At 62.3% G+C, this 15,180-nt stretch carries 15 protein-coding genes and 1 pseudogene; 5 read left to right on the top strand and 11 right to left on the bottom strand.

Annotated elements, in window-relative coordinates:
• Window positions 1-17 precede the first annotated feature (17 nt).
• From ABR948_RS11445 to ABR948_RS11435, 3 genes are all read right to left on the bottom strand, one after another.
• Window positions 18-1,439, bottom strand: coding sequence for an HlyD family type I secretion periplasmic adaptor subunit (locus ABR948_RS11445; protein ID WP_428117312.1), 1,422 nt, complete (start codon window positions 1,437-1,439; stop codon window positions 18-20).
• 43 nt (window positions 1,440-1,482) lie between these two features.
• Window positions 1,483-3,642, bottom strand: a complete 2,160-nt coding sequence (locus tag ABR948_RS11440) for a type I secretion system permease/ATPase (RefSeq protein WP_428117309.1) — start codon at window positions 3,640-3,642, stop codon at window positions 1,483-1,485.
• A gap of 156 nt (window positions 3,643-3,798) precedes the next feature.
• Window positions 3,799-5,130 carry a hypothetical protein gene (locus ABR948_RS11435; RefSeq protein WP_428117306.1) on the bottom strand — a complete coding sequence of 444 codons (1,332 nt, stop codon included), beginning with the start codon at window positions 5,128-5,130 and terminating at the stop codon, window positions 3,799-3,801.
• Window positions 5,131-5,413: 283 nt separating this feature from the next.
• Between ABR948_RS11435 and ABR948_RS11430 the strand changes: the two genes are divergently transcribed.
• Window positions 5,414-5,932 carry a GNAT family N-acetyltransferase gene (locus ABR948_RS11430; protein WP_428117349.1) on the top strand — a complete coding sequence of 173 codons (519 nt, stop codon included), beginning with the start codon at window positions 5,414-5,416 and terminating at the stop codon, window positions 5,930-5,932.
• A 124-nt stretch (window positions 5,933-6,056) separates the two neighbouring features.
• Here the strand turns inward: ABR948_RS11430 and ABR948_RS11425 are convergent, their stop codons facing one another.
• The 5 genes from ABR948_RS11425 to ABR948_RS11405 form a co-directional block, all read right to left on the bottom strand.
• Window positions 6,057-6,227: a hypothetical protein gene (locus ABR948_RS11425; RefSeq protein ID WP_428117304.1), complete on the bottom strand. Its 171-nt coding sequence runs from the start codon at window positions 6,225-6,227 to the stop codon at window positions 6,057-6,059.
• Between the two features lie 259 nt (window positions 6,228-6,486).
• On the bottom strand, window positions 6,487-7,284 hold the full coding sequence (locus tag ABR948_RS11420) for a hypothetical protein (RefSeq protein WP_428117301.1): 798 nt from the start codon (window positions 7,282-7,284) through the stop codon (window positions 6,487-6,489).
• Between the two features lie 107 nt (window positions 7,285-7,391).
• A complete protein-coding gene (locus tag ABR948_RS11415) occupies window positions 7,392-8,420 on the bottom strand; it encodes an LLM class flavin-dependent oxidoreductase (protein WP_428117299.1) in 1,029 nt (342 codons plus the stop codon).
• Between the two features lie 285 nt (window positions 8,421-8,705).
• The gene (locus ABR948_RS11410) at window positions 8,706-9,626 is read right to left on the bottom strand and encodes an alpha/beta fold hydrolase (protein WP_428117296.1); all 921 of its coding nucleotides are present in this window, start codon (window positions 9,624-9,626) and stop codon (window positions 8,706-8,708) included.
• A gap of 144 nt (window positions 9,627-9,770) precedes the next feature.
• Complete coding sequence (locus ABR948_RS11405) at window positions 9,771-10,400, bottom strand: pyridoxamine 5'-phosphate oxidase family protein (protein ID WP_428117294.1); 630 nt, start codon at window positions 10,398-10,400, stop codon at window positions 9,771-9,773.
• A 118-nt stretch (window positions 10,401-10,518) separates the two neighbouring features.
• Here ABR948_RS11405 and ABR948_RS11400 point away from each other — a divergent pair, with 118 nt between their 5' ends.
• Window positions 10,519-10,971, top strand: a complete 453-nt coding sequence (locus ABR948_RS11400; RefSeq protein ID WP_428117291.1) for a nucleoside 2-deoxyribosyltransferase — start codon at window positions 10,519-10,521, stop codon at window positions 10,969-10,971.
• A gap of 26 nt (window positions 10,972-10,997) precedes the next feature.
• The gene (locus ABR948_RS11395; protein ID WP_428117346.1) at window positions 10,998-11,786 is read left to right on the top strand and encodes a lytic murein transglycosylase; all 789 of its coding nucleotides are present in this window, start codon (window positions 10,998-11,000) and stop codon (window positions 11,784-11,786) included.
• 4 nt (window positions 11,787-11,790) lie between these two features.
• On the opposite strand, the gene ABR948_RS11390 is transcribed toward ABR948_RS11395, so the two are convergent.
• Window positions 11,791-12,216, bottom strand: coding sequence for a COG4315 family predicted lipoprotein (locus ABR948_RS11390; protein ID WP_428117289.1), 426 nt, complete (start codon window positions 12,214-12,216; stop codon window positions 11,791-11,793).
• Between the two features lie 524 nt (window positions 12,217-12,740).
• Between ABR948_RS11390 and ABR948_RS11385 the strand changes: the two genes are divergently transcribed.
• Complete coding sequence (locus tag ABR948_RS11385; RefSeq protein ID WP_428117287.1) at window positions 12,741-13,220, top strand: Crp/Fnr family transcriptional regulator; 480 nt, start codon at window positions 12,741-12,743, stop codon at window positions 13,218-13,220.
• 19 nt (window positions 13,221-13,239) lie between these two features.
• Here the strand turns inward: ABR948_RS11385 and ABR948_RS11380 are convergent, their stop codons facing one another.
• Window positions 13,240-14,133, bottom strand: a complete 894-nt coding sequence (locus ABR948_RS11380; RefSeq protein WP_428117286.1) for a LysR family transcriptional regulator — start codon at window positions 14,131-14,133, stop codon at window positions 13,240-13,242.
• Window positions 14,134-14,284: 151 nt separating this feature from the next.
• Between ABR948_RS11380 and ABR948_RS11375 the strand changes: the two genes are divergently transcribed.
• A complete protein-coding gene (locus tag ABR948_RS11375; RefSeq protein ID WP_428117283.1) occupies window positions 14,285-14,701 on the top strand; it encodes a (R)-mandelonitrile lyase in 417 nt (138 codons plus the stop codon).
• A 168-nt stretch (window positions 14,702-14,869) separates the two neighbouring features.
• On the opposite strand, the pseudogene ABR948_RS11370 reads toward ABR948_RS11375, so the two are convergent.
• Window positions 14,870-15,180, bottom strand: a pseudogene (locus ABR948_RS11370) (ABC transporter substrate-binding protein); the annotation flags it as partial.

Below are 15,180 nucleotides of genomic sequence, written 5' to 3'. Positions count from 1 at the left end.
ACCGAACCCGACCCAGCTCATCGCTCCTTCATCGACTTCGAAGCCACCTCCGCCAGCGGCGACAGCACATAGTCGATCACGCGGCGCGACCCGGTCTTGATTTCGATCGAGACCGCCATGCCGTTGGAGACGGGAACGTCGACGCCATCGGCGCTGATGGCGGTCTGTTCCAGCGCAAGCGTGACCGGAAATACCAGGTTCTGCATGCGCTGCGCTCCGGCCGACAGCACGCTCTTGCTGGCCTTTGCGGCATTGGCTTCCAGCTGCTGCGCATCCGGCTCCGGGATCGCCTCGACGCCCACGCGCGTGACATGCGCGCGCAGGGTGCCATAGCGCGTGAACGGAAATGACTCCAGCTTCACGACGGCATGCTGTCCGACGGCGATGAAGCCGATGTCCTTGTTCGGCACATAGCATTCGATCTCGAAGCCGACGCCGTCGGGTACGATTCGCATCACTTCTTCGCCCGGCATCACCACCTGACCGATGGAGGTGATGGAAACCGCCTGAACGGTTCCGGAGATCGGCGCCTGCAACGTCATGTGAAGGGTCTTGGCCTGCGCCTTCGCCAGCTTCTGGGTGGTCTCTGCGATCTGGCGCTGGGCTTCGCCGAGCTTCTGGCTGTTATCGGCGATGAACGTGCTGATGGTCTTCGCCCTGTCGTGGTCGAGCACGTCGAGTGCTGCAACCGCACCCATCAGCTGGCCCTGCTGGTTGACGAGCGACGAACGCTGATTTTGCAGCGCTTCCATCGCATCGAACAGCGCGAGCTTGGTGCCGAGCCCCTGCTTTTCGAGTCCGGAGCGCAGATGAACCCGCTCGTCCTCTATCTTGAGCAACTCCTCCTGCGAGGCAATGGTCAGGGTCAGGCGTCCGCCCTCGGTTTCCTTTTGCCGGTGCTGTGCCGCGATATCCTCGATCGAGGCCTGCAGCAAGGCAAGGTCGCCGACCAGGATAGCCTGTTCGCGCGCGACGATAGAGGGCGGCAGATCACCCGGCCAGTCGACCGCGGGCGGTACCAGCTCGTTGCGGCGCACAGCGTCGATCGCGGCGATCCGGCGCACGCTTTCGGCGCGGAACGAAGCCAGCGTTCCGGCCAGCGACAATTCGTCGGCGCGCGCCTCGCTGTCGTCGAGCGCAATCACGGCCTGGCCTTCGCTGGCCTTGGCGCCGTTGACGACAAACACGTCCCGCACCTTGCCGGATTCGAGCGCCTGAACCAGCTTCACCCGGCCGGTCGGCTGGATCTTGCCTTGCGCGACGGCGACGATGTCGATGTGTCCGATGAACGACCACATCAATGCGACGATGATGGCGGCGTAGATCGTCACCATGAAGGAGGTCAGGATCGGCGATGGCGGCGTTTCCAGAATTTCGATCGCCGCGGGCAGGAACTCATTGTCTTCCCGGAGGAAGGAGCGGGGCCTGAAAATGCTCATTGGCGTGCTTCCCTGATCATGATCCAAGATGTGTTCACGCAGTTCATGCGACCTGCCTGGCGGCGGCAGACGGCGTCACTTCGGTCGCCTGGCGGTTCTGCAGCGCCCACAGATGGGCGTAGAACCCCGGCGTCTGCAGCAGTTCGTCATGGCTTCCATGCTCCACGATGCGTCCGTCGACGATGCCGTAGATACGATTGCAGGGGCGCAACGCGGCGAGCCGGTGGGCGATGATGATAACGGTGCGGTCCTTGGCGATGTTGGCCATGTTGGCCTGCACGATCCGCTCGCTTTCATAATCGAGCGCACTGGTCGCCTCGTCGAAGATCAGGATTGGGGGATTGAGCGCCAGCGCGCGGGCGATCGCGATGCGCTGGCGCTGGCCGCCGGAAAGATTGGCGCCGCGCTCTTCGACCATGGTGTCATAGCCCTCCGGCAATTTGCTGATGAACTCATGGGCGCCCGAGAGCCTGGCGATGGCGATGACCTTTGCGCGGTCCAGCGACGGATTCGAGAAAGCGATGTTGTCGTGGATCGAACGGTTGAACAGGATGTTTTCCTGCAGCACGACCCCGATGTTGCGGCGCAGCCAGCCCGGATCGGCCTGGGAAAGATCGGCGCCATCCAGCAGCACCGCGCCTTCGTTGGGCAGATAAAGCCGCTGCAGCAGCTTCGACAATGTTGACTTGCCCGAGCCGGACGGGCCGACGATGCCGATGACCTCGCCGGGGCGAATTTCGAGCGACACGTTTCTGAGCACGTCGGGGGTGCCCGGGCGATAGCGGAACACCACGTTCTTCAACTCGATCAAGCCGCGCGGCGGCGGCAGGAAGCCTGTGACGCGCGGGCGAAACTCGGTCGGCGCGTTGAGAATGTCGCCGAGGCGTTCCACCGACACCTGGACCTGCTGGAAATCCTGCCAAAGCTGCGACAGCCGCAGAATCGGCTGGATGGTCTGACCGGCGATCATGTTGAAGGCGATCAGCCCGCCGACGGTAAGCTCGCCGTCCATCACCGCCCAGGCGCCGAACAGCAGCACCAGCGCGGTGGTCACCCGATTGGCATATTGGATGGCGTTCTGACCGCCGGCGGCGATCATGGTGGCGAGAAAGCCGCTCCGCACATAGGCGGCAAGCTTTTCTTCCCATTGGGTCTGCATCACGGGCTCGACCGCCGCGGATTTGACGGTGTGGATGCCGACCACGGCTTCCACCAGGAACTGCTGGCTCTCGGCGCCGCGGTTGAATTTCTCTTTCAGCGTGTCGCGCAGCGGCGGGCGCAGCATCGATGCGATCAAAAGATAGACCGGAATCGACGCCATGATGATCAGCGTCAGCTTCAGCGAATAGAGCAGCAGCACCGCGAAGAACACGAAGGTGAAGGCGAGGTCGAGCACCGAGAACAGGCCCTGGCCGGTCAGGAACTGCCGGATGTTTTCCAGCTCGCGCACCCGCGCCACCGTTTGCCCCGCCGAGCGGGTCTCGAAATATTGCAGCGGCAGCCGCAACAGATGATGGAACATGCGCCGGCCGAGCTCGACGTCGATCCGGTTGGTGGTGTGCGACAAGGCATAGGCGCGCAGATATTGCAGGATGACGTCGAACAGGCCGATCAGCGCGATGCCGGCGATCATCACCAGCAGGGTTGCGTTGCTTTTATGGGCCAGAACCTTGTCGACGATCACCTGGAAGAACAGCGGCGTGACCAGCGCGAACACCTGAATGAACAGCGACGCCATCAGCACGTGCATCAGCGGCTTGCGATAGCGCCAGATCGACGGCAGAAACCAGCGAAATCCGAAGCTGCCGGGATCGATCCCGGGACCGCCGATGCGCCTTCCGATCAGAATCGCCAGCGGCTCGATTTCGCTGTGCAGCGCGTCAAGCTCGGCGTAGCGGTCGGTGTGGGTCACCGGATCGATCACCCGCCACAGGCCAGCCGGATTCTTGCCGCCCAGAACGACAAATGCGCCGGTGCGCAGCTTGAGCAGTGCCGGCGTCGGGATCGAGGCCAGGCGCCTTGTGTCGAGATTCGCCACGATCCGCGCCTTGAGGCCGATATGATTGGCGGCGCGCACCAGGTCCGCGGTATCGGCGCGGCTTGATTGCAGCGCGAGCTCCAAAGAAAGCTGTTCGGGGTCGGCCGGGATTCGGTAAAATCCGGCGAGGCCGCACAAGGCGCGAAGTCCAGAATCGACCAGCATGATTGCCACCTATTCGAGCCCCGGGCTCGATCCGTCCTGATGAAAATTCGATGGATGAACCCGATGCGATTTCGCCGCGGGCGGGTTCATCGTGATTGCAACGATGCGGCCATCCTGGCGTGCACAGCGCGCGCGTGATGGCCGCATCCAGGCACGTCAGACATGCGTCAGGTTGAACGCGTCCGAACCGCTGGTGCCGCTGACATGGGTGTTGACGGTGTTTGTCGTCGGATTGTACGAGAACAATCCCTGGTTGGTCGAACCGTGGGTCGCCGTGAAGTACAGCAACGTCCCGTCGGTTGAGATCTGAGCCTGCGGATTTGGCGTGCCAATGTCGGAGGAGTCCATGTCCAGTTGATAGTTGGCACTATCGAGCTTGATGGTCTTGCCGGGCTGCCCCTCGATATTGGCGGTGATCTCGGTCGGAGCAACGTTGGGCGTCGCGGGGTTATAGACCCACAGCCCTTCATTGATCTGACCGTTCGAGACGCCGTCGGTGCCGGCAAAATAGATCTTGCCGTCGAGCGCGGTGATGTCCTGCGGATCCAGATTGGCGGAGCCGGGGACGAGCTGGATCGTGCTCTTCGAGATCTCGTACAGGCCCGCCTTGAGTCCTTGCGGGTCGTTGGCGCTGGTGTCGCCGTTGAAGAAGACGTCGGTGGTGCTGCCGAACGTGACCGCGGTCAGGTCTTGCGCGTTGATGCCGGAGTCGATGGCTTTCGGCCCACCCACGCCGTTGTACGCCAGGAGGGTATTCCCGGACGTGAAGAACAGTTCGCTGCCGCCGCCGATGTTCGCGGAGATCATGTCCTGGGGATTGAGACCGTTGGTTCTGCTGACCGCGCTGAAACCATTGGTCGGATTGTAGCTCCACAGTGCGTCGGTAGTGCCGTCGCCGCTGCCGTTGAAATACAGCGTGTTGTTGCTGGTCAGGACCGCCATCTGGCCGTTGTCGGTGGGAATATTGCTGCCGCCGCCGTCGATGCCGCCCACCGCGAAGGTGTCCGGGATCAGGGCGCTCATGTCGCCATTGGTGGTCCACAGCGTGGTCTTGGTGCCGCCGCCGGCGGTACCGCTGGTGCCGACGAAATACACGTCGCCATTGTAGAGCACGAAGTCCTGCGGATTGAGACCACCGAATCCGACGCTGTTGTCGTGGCCAGGCGTGCTGGTGAATTCCAGGTTCCAGGTGGTGTTGGTTTGCTGATCGAAAATGAACAGATTTTCGGAATTGTTGGAGTCGTCACCATTGAACAACACCAGGTGGTCGCCGGCGCTGTTGGTGAAGCCGATAACAGGCGCGCCGCCGAATTTTGTTGAATCGGCTCCGTTGCCATCGACGATCGGCGATCCGCCGACGCCGGCACCGTTGTTGTTCGCGTTAACGAAGTTCTTGCCCGCGATGACTTCCAACTGTCCATTTTCGAGGAAGAAGACGTCTTCCTCATTGTCGCTGCTGTTGTATCCGTAAAATGCCAAACCGCTCATGATCGAATCTCCAATGAATTTGCATCAAATGTTGCATCGTGACGGCATCGCCTGATCACATCGACTTGGTGCGATGCGCGTCTTGCGGGTTCGAATATGCGGCGGTGGGCGCGATCGCGATGTGATTGTCGTCACAGAGGGGGCGCGCCGTGGCAACGCGCGGATGGCGACGTTCCACCGGGGACTTCTGTTTTCAACTATACTGGCCAGCGTATCGTCGGCACCGCACAGCTTTCGTCGCGCCGAAAAATTCCCAGGTCGGGCCCTGCACAAGGCTTCTCACATGATGATCAGAAATGCGAACCATGCGGATCTGCCGTCGATCTTGACCATCTACAATGAGGTCATCGTGGCATCGACCGCGATATATTTCGACCAACCGGTGTCGCTCGAAAACCGGCTGGCGTGGTTTGAGCAACAACGCGCCCGTAATTTCCCGGTGTTGGTTGCGGTGGAACCGGACGACGAGATTGTGGGGTTTTCTGCTTTCGGCGACTGGCGTGGCGCATGGCCAGGTTATCGCCATACGGTCGAGCACTCGGTCCATGTGAGGGCGGACCGCCGCCGGGCCGGAATCGGAAGCCAACTGGTAGAGGCGTTGTTTCCCTTCGCGCGCGAACAGGGCAAGCATGTGATGATTGGGGGCATCGACGCCGCCAACCTGGCTTCAATCCGCCTTCATCAACGGCTCGGCTTTAGCGCGGTGGCGCATTTCCGGGAGGTCGGTCGAAAATTTGACCGCTGGCTTGATCTGGTTTTTGTGCAGCGAACGGTGGATGGAACCGGCGGGCAGGCGCAATAACCAGCGGGCCGCGCCAATGCGCGGCTGACGATGAACGTCGCAGCGTGCGCCGCCCGGTCTGGTCAGGCGCGGATGACGCCCCAGCGAGCCGGGAGCCCTTATCTTCAGCCCCAGATAGTAAGCCTCAGGCTTCCTTCCTGGGAACGTAGTTGCCCATCACGCACTTGTACCGCTGTAGCGTCCACTCATGGTAGGGGCCATTGGCGAGCCAATCGGCGATACCGATTTGCCCATTTACCTGACAAGCGGTCATGGTGATGCCTGACTGCTCGCTGGTGGTGACGACTTTCTCCATGCATAGCTGGCCATTGCAGAGAACGGCGACAAGAGTAACAAGCATTGGTGCCCTTTTTAATGAGGAAAGCCCGGCCAATACTTCTATGCAGGGTTCATGCCACTCCGGTGGAATAGTCGGCGCGCGCTGGGTGCCATTGCGAATCAGCCTCGCTCCCCGTGGAATTCCGGTGGTTGATTCGCGGGCTCTGCGTCCGCCAACGCTGGTGAGGGCCGGCTTTGCCTGGGTCCGGGTCTGCTCAGGTTAACGACGGGTTACGTCATTCGCCTTTGACGAAATGCAGCCATCGCGCCTGCTGCGACTGTTGCAGTGTCTTGCGTTCCTGGTCCAGTTCGGCCAGCGGCTTGGCGGCTGCCGTCATCGCCTGGGCTGCGACATTGTAGCGGTCCGCCGTGCGCTGGAGCGGGAATATGAACTGGCCGCCCACGAATTTGTAGGCGCCGAATTCCCCGACCAGAATCCCGATGTAATTTTGATAGGCGCGGTAAAAATCGGCGCGCGCCGCCGACGTCCTGGAAGCGAGCGACGCAATTTCCGCGTGCCGCTTGTCGATCGTGTCCAGCAATCTGCCTCTGGCATCTTTTCCGAGCTGAAGCGAGGCCGCATATTTTTCGACATTGTCGCGTTCGGTCTTCAGGACCGCGATGGTGCGCGGCGCTGACGTCGTCGCGTTGATTTCCGCGGTCTTCAGATCGCGGCGCAGCGCCTCGAGATCACTCCGGCTCGCGATACCCGGCTCGCCGGCTTTTGCAATCGCCGGTGGCTCGATCTCGTTAGACAATTTTTCGATGGTAGCGTTGGTTTCATCCGACGCCTTGGTGGCCATCGCCATCATCCGCAGGAATCGATTGGAGGGGCTTTGTTTCAGCGCCGCATCGATCTGGCTTGAGTCGGTAATCGCCTGCAGCGCCGCCTGGCCCTGACGCGCGGCCATCAGGTCCTGCAGCCTGCCCAGGTCGGCGACGTAATAGGTCCCAACCGACGCAGCCACCATGAAAACGAACAGCAATAGCAGGGCTATCCGTAGACGGGCGCGGGCTTTCGGATCTGAAGGCATTTTTTGTCCGCCTCGCAATCGCGATACATGCGCCCGTGCGGGGGACGCGACGGCGAGAGTTGTATCATGCAGGGCGGGGTTAGCCCAATGCGGGACGCTGGCACTCTTCAGGCCAGCAGCTCGCGCACCAGCGGAATCACCTGGCGGCCATAGAGTTCGATGCTGCGCATCATCCGGTCGTGGCGCAGGGAGCCTGCGCTGTACTTCATGTCGAAACGCGAAAGGCCCAGCGCCTTGGCGGTCGCCGCGATCTTGCGCGCGACGGTTTGCGGCGAGCCCACGTAGAGCGATCCGAAGTCGGCTTCCTGATCGAATTCCTTGCGCTCCATCGGCGGCCAGCCGCGCTCCTTGCCGATCCGGTCGCGCATCACCTTGTAGTCGGGCCACAGCTGTTCGCGCGCCTGCTGGTCGGTGTCGGCGACATAACCGGGCGAGTGGACGCCGATGGGTTGGACGGGTTTGCCGATCTGGGCGTAGGCCCGGCGATACAGCTCCACATAGGGAGTGAACCGTGTCGGGTCGCCGCCGATGATGGCGAGCATCAGCGGCAGATCATATTGGACGGCGCGAACGACCGATTCCGGGCTGCCGCCGACCCCGATCCAGGTCTTGAGCGAGCCGTGCTCGATCTTTGGAAAAACCTGCTGGTTGGACAATGGCGCGCGCGTGGTCCCGCTCCAGGTGATGTCGCCTTGCGTCAACAGCGCCGCGAACAGATCGAGTTTTTCCTCGAACAGTCTTTCATAGTCGCGCAGTTCATAGCCGAACAACGGAAACGACTCCGTGAACGAGCCGCGGCCGAGAATGACCTCGGCTCTGCCGCCCGAGACCGCATCGAGCGTGGAAAAGCGCTGAAACACCCGGATCGGATCGTCCGAACTGAGCACGGTCACCGCGGAGCCGAGCCGGATCCGTTTGGTGCGTGACGCGATCGCGGCCAACAGCACCTCGGGCGACGAAATCGCAAAGTCGGCGCGGTGATGTTCGCCGACGCCGATGAAGTCGATGCCGAGGCTGTCGGCGAGCACCGCTTCCTCGACCACGTCGCGCAGCACCTGCGCCTGCGGCAGCGGGACGCCGTCGGCGCCGGTGGTGACGTCGCCGAAAGTATCGAGGCCTAATTCGAGAACTGCCATGCGGAAGTGTGCTCCGGTGCCGGGAAGGGCAAGGATTTGTTAGGCCGCTTTTCTGAGACGCCTGGCGGCCGCGCGATCCCCGTGGATATGGCACGGCGCGTGCGGCGGCAATAGCCGGCGGGTTGCGCGATCGCGCAGCCGATGATCAATTCCGCGTTGAAAAATGAGCCGCTTTTCGTCATGGCCGGGCTTGTCCCGGCCATCCACGTTTTTCTTTAATGCAGCCAAGACGTGGATGCCCGGGACAAGCCCGGGCATGACGAGAGGTCGGATCAATCCGCCTTCTCAATTCGTCTTGACTGCCGCGCGGACGAAGCTGGCCAGTTCGGTGTTGAAGCGCGGGGCATCCTCGTAGAACGGGGAATGGCCGATCCCGTCATAGACCGACAACTTCGCGCCCGGAATCACCGAGGCGGTATACTGGCCGGCGCCGAGCCTGGCGTTGCGGTCCTCGGCGCCATGGGTCACCAGCACCGGCAGCTTCAGTTTGGACATCATCTCGGTGGCGTCGAGCGGACGGCCGCCGAGACCGGCCCGCACCTTGGGCAGCACCATCATGTTGAACGCGAGCATGGTCTCATAGTCGTCGGCGCCCGGTTGTTTGGAGAAACAGCCGTGCAGGAAGGCGCGCGTCGCCGCGATGTTGGTGACGAGATCTTCCGAGGCCATCAGCGGCAGGTTCTTGAGATTGTCGCCAATCAGGGCGGGATCGACCTTGATCGGCGCGTCGACGAAATTGATGCCGGCGAGCTGGCCCGCGCCATGGGTGGCGAGATAGTCCGAGATCACGCGGCCGGCATAGGACCAGCCGACCACGACCGGGCGCTTCAGCCCTGCGGCGTCGATCACCGCCTGCACCTCGTCGCCCCAGGCCTTGGAATCGCGGTAGCGCGCGGGATCGAGCGGTTTGTCGGAATTGCCGTGCCCGCGCAGATCGTAGGTGATGATGCGAAATTCCTTGGCCAGCTCGCTGTCGACCTGACGCATCCACGACAGGTGACTCTGGGAGAAACCGTGAATGAACAGGATTTCCGGACCAGTAGGGTTGCCCCATTCCTGCGCGGAGATGGTCAGACCATCCGGGGTCTTTACCATGATGGGCTTGTACTTCATGCCCTCGCCAAAGCCCGGCTGAACTGCTGCGACGAGCCAGGCGGCCGCGATGGTGGTCTTGACGAGGCGGCTGTTGCGCGCGGTCATCGGCATCGAACGCTCCCTTTGATTTTTTTAGTGCGGAAAATCTAACACGGGCGTCGAAGCGGTGAAAGTGCCGGCGGGTCGAGCGAACGCGCGAGCGATGATCAATTCCGCGTAGGGCGGCCGGCGCTTTGGCCACGCCGGCGCCGCCCGTTATGCGTCGGGTTTGCGATGCGGATCATGCTTCGAGAGCACGTCCTTGAGGTAATCCCGGCTTTTCCATTCGGGTGGTGGCGGCTCGTAGCCGGGCCGAGGCACGAACGGATTCGCCGGCACCTCCCCGGAAGCGCCCATCAGGTCCGGAACGTAGCGCGGGCAGTTGGGAAAGATCTCGCATGTGACGCGCACCACGACTTTCGCGCCATGATGGGCGGCCAGCGTTTCCGCGCTGTCGTGGATCGTGGCCTTGCCCCGGATGCGCGTGCGAAACGTCTTGCCGTCGAGGCGCACGAACAATAGCCCGATGTTCGGGTTCCTGTGAATATTGCCCAGCGTGCGGTACATGTTGTTGCCGTCATACTCGGGGTACTCGAGCGTGTCGGGCCCGGTGATCCGCACGAAGCCCGGATCGCCCGAACGCATCGAACAATCGACGTTGTCCTGATAGCTGGTCGCGATGAAAAAGAATCGCGCCGCTTCGATCAGCGTGCGGTCCTGCTCCCAGAACTCGAAGTGGAGGCGATGTTTCTCGAGGCCGTCGGCGACACGGCGGCCGTCGAAGCGGTCCTGCAGCTCACGCATGCCGTCGTGGTAGAACGGCGCGCGGTCGATCGGGTCGGTCATGGGGGCCTCGGCGCTGACGTGCGGCATGTCTTGCTTCATAGCAGACCGCCGCCCCCGGCGCGACCGGCCGGATGCTATAGTCCGCTGGAAGCATGAAGGAGGGACCATGAAAATCTATATGGCCGGACCGCTGTTCTCGACCGCGGAATTAAAGTTCAACAAGGAGCTGGCGGGCCTGCTTCGCAACCAGGGCTTTGAGGTCTTCCTGCCGCAGGAGCACGAGCAGCGCAAAGACCTGCCGGCTGCGATCTTCGCGAGCGACCTCAAAGGCCTCGATTGGGCCGACGCGGTGGTGGCGTGCCTGGACGGCGCCGATCCGGACAGCGGAACGTGCTGGGAGCTGGGCTACGCCTATGCGAGAAAAAAGCTGTCGATCGTGTATCGTACTGATTTTCGGCTGTTCGAGGGCACTGATCCGATCAATCTGATGATGAGCGAGAGCGCCGATCACGTCATCATCATGCCGATGGCTGAGATCGCCGATCTCGTGGCCGAGATCGCAAGGTTGCTTAAGGAGAAAAGGCTGCTGAAGGAGAAATCCAAGACCGCCGCGAAAGGAGTGCTGGAATGACCGGGAGCAGGGAGTTGGCGAGGATCATGGTCGCGGCCATGGCAGTGCTAGCCTTGGCCGTGCTGGTGTGTTGGGGCACCAGCGCGGATGCTGCCCAGTGCGGCAGCGGACCTGGCGGCTTCGAGGCCTGGAAGCAGCAATTCGCCGAGGAGGCGAGGGCAAAAGGTGTCGGCGCCGCGGCTATCGCCGGCCTGATGCAAACGAATTATGCGTCGGCGACGATATCAGCCGATCGCGGCCAGCGCAGCTTTAGCCTGTCGCTCGAGCAGTTTCTCGCCAAGCGCGGCGCCCCCGCCATTGTCGCGCGCGGCCGCGGACTGAAGCAATCGCAGGCGGCGCTGTTCGCATCGATCCAGCAGCGCTACGGCGTACCACCAGGACCGCTGATCGCGATCTGGGGCATGGAGAGCGGTTTCGGCAGCCAGCGCGGCAACCAGAACATGCTGTCGTCGATCGCCACGCTCGCCTATGACTGCCGGCGGCCGGAATTCTTCACGGATCAGCTCTACGCGGCGCTGCACCTGATCGATCGCGGCGTGCTGTCGGCGGGCACGCGCGGCTCGATGCATGGCGAGGTCGGCCAGACCCAGTTCATGCCCAAGAACATCCTGGCCTATGGCACCGGCAATCTCGACGTCGCCGCCAACGCGCTGAGTTCGACTGCGAATTTCCTCAAAGCCCATGGCTGGCGGGCGGGTGCGGGCTACCAGCCCGGCGAACCCAATTTCGCAGCGATCGAAGCCTGGAACGCGGCCTCGGTCTATCAGCGCGCCATCGCGCTGATGGGCCGCCAGATCGACGGCGGCGAGCAGTAACGCCTCAATTAGCCGGCCGCGCGATGTGCCAGAGATTGGAGGGATCGATGCCGTTGGCGTCGCCGGGCGCCTCGTCCGCGTGGGAGGTGTAGAGCGGGCGATTGCGATAGGCCCACATCTTGCTGTGATTGCTGCGGATGATCAGGGTGAAATCACCCAGCGGCTTGGCGTCGTCGGACGCGGCGAGCGGGATCCACGTCTCGGTGCATTTGCCATCACAGGTCGACTTGGTGCCGCTATCGTCGCGATCGAAATAATACAGCGTCATGCCCCTGGTATCGGTCAGCACCATGCCGCTCTTGGTTTGCGTGAATTTGATCGGCACGGCCGGTTTGTCCGGCTTGGGCGGCGGTGCCGGCTCCGCAGACTCATGCCCAAGTGCCTCGCCCGCCGACAGCAGCAGCGCTGCCACCATCACAATTCTGAACATCCCTATGCTCCCGAGACAAAATGAAAAGCGTAAAGTTAATCGCGCGTTAAGCGCCGAATGGGAGCGAGGATAGCGCCAGAAAGTTAGCTCCGCGTTTCGAAGGGGCGCGACGCACTGGCGCAGGGATCGCGAACGGTACGATCGCGCCGCCTGTCGCCTATGACAGCGGGCCACCGGCCGCAAGGAACTCGCCGAGCCGTCGCAATAGCAGCAGGGAATGATCGACAAGAGCGCAAAGCAGCCTGCGCGCGTTGAGCGGTTTATGAACGGCGAGCAGTTCTTGCGACGCGAGGTGCGGTACCGGGAGGGCTCGTTGGTACATCGGGATTTCCTCCGCAGCCTTGTCGGCGAGTCGATGTGCGGTTGACCCGCATCATGTTGGGTCCGGGTCGATCTTTCAATGGTGTTGCGGCTGGCGGTGAAGGCCGGGCAGGGCGCGGATGTTATTGCAGGGCAACAGGTGCGATGCAGCAGGTGCGGCCTGGTCCGCTTGCCGCCGCCGGGAGCGCGAGTATATTGGATCGATGGCTGTCAGCTCCCCCGATCTGAAAGCGTTCCTGATCGCCACGCCTTTCTTCGGTGGCCTTGCAGACGCAAGCCTCGATCTCCTGGTCTCCATGCTGGTCGAACGCCGCTTCGACGCCGGTGCCACGGTGGTCGCGGAAGGAGAACAAGGACGCTCGATGTTCGTCGTTCACTCCGGCAGGCTGGTGGTGAGCAAGCTTGGGCATTCCGGAAGCGTCCTTCGCATGTCGGGTCTCGATCCCGGTGATTTTTTCGGTGAAATGACCCTGATCGAAATGCAGAACCGGTCGGCCACCGTCGTCGCGGAGAGCCCAACCGTGCTGTACGAGCTCACGGCGAGAGACCTCTACACCTGCTACAAGGCCGACATCCATGCCTATGTGATGGTGTTGCAGAATATCAACCGCGAGCTTTGCCGGCGGCTCCGTCGCGCCGACAATCGGATTGCCGATCTGCAGATGCTGAATGCGGGAAAATGAACCGGCGTGGGGCGCGCGCTCAACCCCGGTGGCGCAGGGCTTCGACCAGCAAAGCGAGCGCCGACGCAGCTTGACGGCGGCTTGGATAATAGAGGTGGTAGCCTGAAAACGGCAGGCACCAGTCGGCAAGGACGTGAACGAGACGACCCTTGGCGACGTCCTCCCGCACCTGGTCTTCCGGCAGGTAGGTCAATCCCAATCCAGCCAGTGCCGCCTTCTTTCTCAGTGCGATGTTGTTGAACACCAGATGTCCATCGACCCGTACCTTTACCGCGCGTCCGCGCTTTTCAAATTCCCAGGCATAGATGCCGCCGTAGGTCGGCAGCCGGATGTTGATGCAGTCGTGCGCGGCCAGATCCTGTGGGTTCTTCGGCTTCTGGCGGGCGGCGAAGTACGAAGGCGCACCGACGACCGCCATGCGGAAATCCGGCCCGATGCGCACAGCGATCATGTCCTTTGCCACCTGCTCGCCGAGGCGGACGCCGGCGTCGTAGCGCTCCGCGACGATGTCCGTCAGGCCGTAGTCGATGATGAGTTCGACCTTGATGGCGGGATAGCGCGGCAAGAACTTCGCCAGCGCGGGCCAGAGGATCGCTTCGGCCGCATGTTCGCCGGCCGTGATGCGGATCGTGCCGGACGGCCTGTCCCTGAGTTCGCCTAACGCGCCCAATTCAGCTTCGACCTCGTCCAACCTGGGACCTACCGTCCGGACCAGGCGCTCTCCGGCTTCCGTCGGCGCAACGCTGCGGGTGGTACGGGTCAACAGCCGCAGTCCGAGCCGCTCTTCGAGCCCGCGAATGGCGTGACTGAGGGCGGATTGCGAAACGCCGAGCTTGGCCGCGGCCCTGGTGAAGCTTCTCTCGTTCGCGACCGCCAGGAACGCGATGACGTCGTTCAGATTTTCCCGGGCCATTCATGAGTTCCATTCATATATCCATGCTGGTTTTAGCACCTTATCGCAGGCGCGCCAGAGCCTTAGATCGTCAGCGAAGCAAATCGGCATCCGATGGCTGGGAGCAGCGGTGTCGCGTTAAGCGCGAAAGACCTGTCCCGAGGAGAAGATCATGGAAATCAATCGCAACGGTTCGCGGCCCTCCGGAAAGGGACCGGTGGAATATTTCACAGGCAACGTCCGGATCGACGCGCCATTCCAGGGGAGTGCCCCTGCGCGCGTGAGCGGCGCGACCGTCACCTTCGAGCCGGGCGCTCGCACAGCTTGGCACACCCATCCGCTCGGTCAGACCCTCATCGTCACTTCCGGCTGCGGCTGGCTGCAGCGTGAGGGCGGCCCGATCGAGGAAATCCGGCCGGGCGATATCGTCTGGTTTCCGCCGGGCGAGAAGCACTGGCACGGCGCCACGCCAACGACAGCCATGACCCATATCGCCATCGTGGAACAGCTCGACGGCAAGAGCGCGGACTGGATGGAGCATGTCAGCGCGGAACAGTACCGCCGGCCAAACGCAAGGGAGATCATCTGATGTTGGGAACTATTCGCTATGCGCTGAAGTCAAAAACCCCGCCGTCGCCGGCGGGGTTTTCGTTTTCAGATGAGGGGACCTGCCTTGCTCGTCTTGTGGAGGCTGAATTTCCAGATGTTTCGGGAAATTCTCAAGAAAGCCGCACTTCTATATCGAGGATCCCTTGATTTATCCTCCGGTTTCCGCGCTGATGATGTCCCCGAACATCTCCCATTTACCTGCCTTGAACTGCATCATCTGAAGCTGCTCGATCGGCGCGTAGTCGGTCGCACTGGTATTGATCTTCACGCCGGGAAGCAGCGTATCCGGGGTGAAGTCCTTCAGGCTGGCGGCCTGCTTCATCACGTTCTCGCGGGTCAGGTTGTCGCCGCATTGCTGCAGCACCTGGGCCATGGTCTGGGCCGCCGCATAGGCGTACACCAGATTGGTGTCGGAGATGTTCGCCCCCGGCACGTATTTGTCGATGAATGCCATGAATT

Origin of the sequence: Bradyrhizobium sp. (assembly GCF_050014615.1) — a bacterium.
Classification (GTDB): Bacteria; Pseudomonadota; Alphaproteobacteria; order Rhizobiales; family Xanthobacteraceae; genus Bradyrhizobium.
The sequence above is the reverse complement of the archived record's forward strand: the minus strand, read 5'-3'. Positions and strand labels throughout refer to the sequence as shown.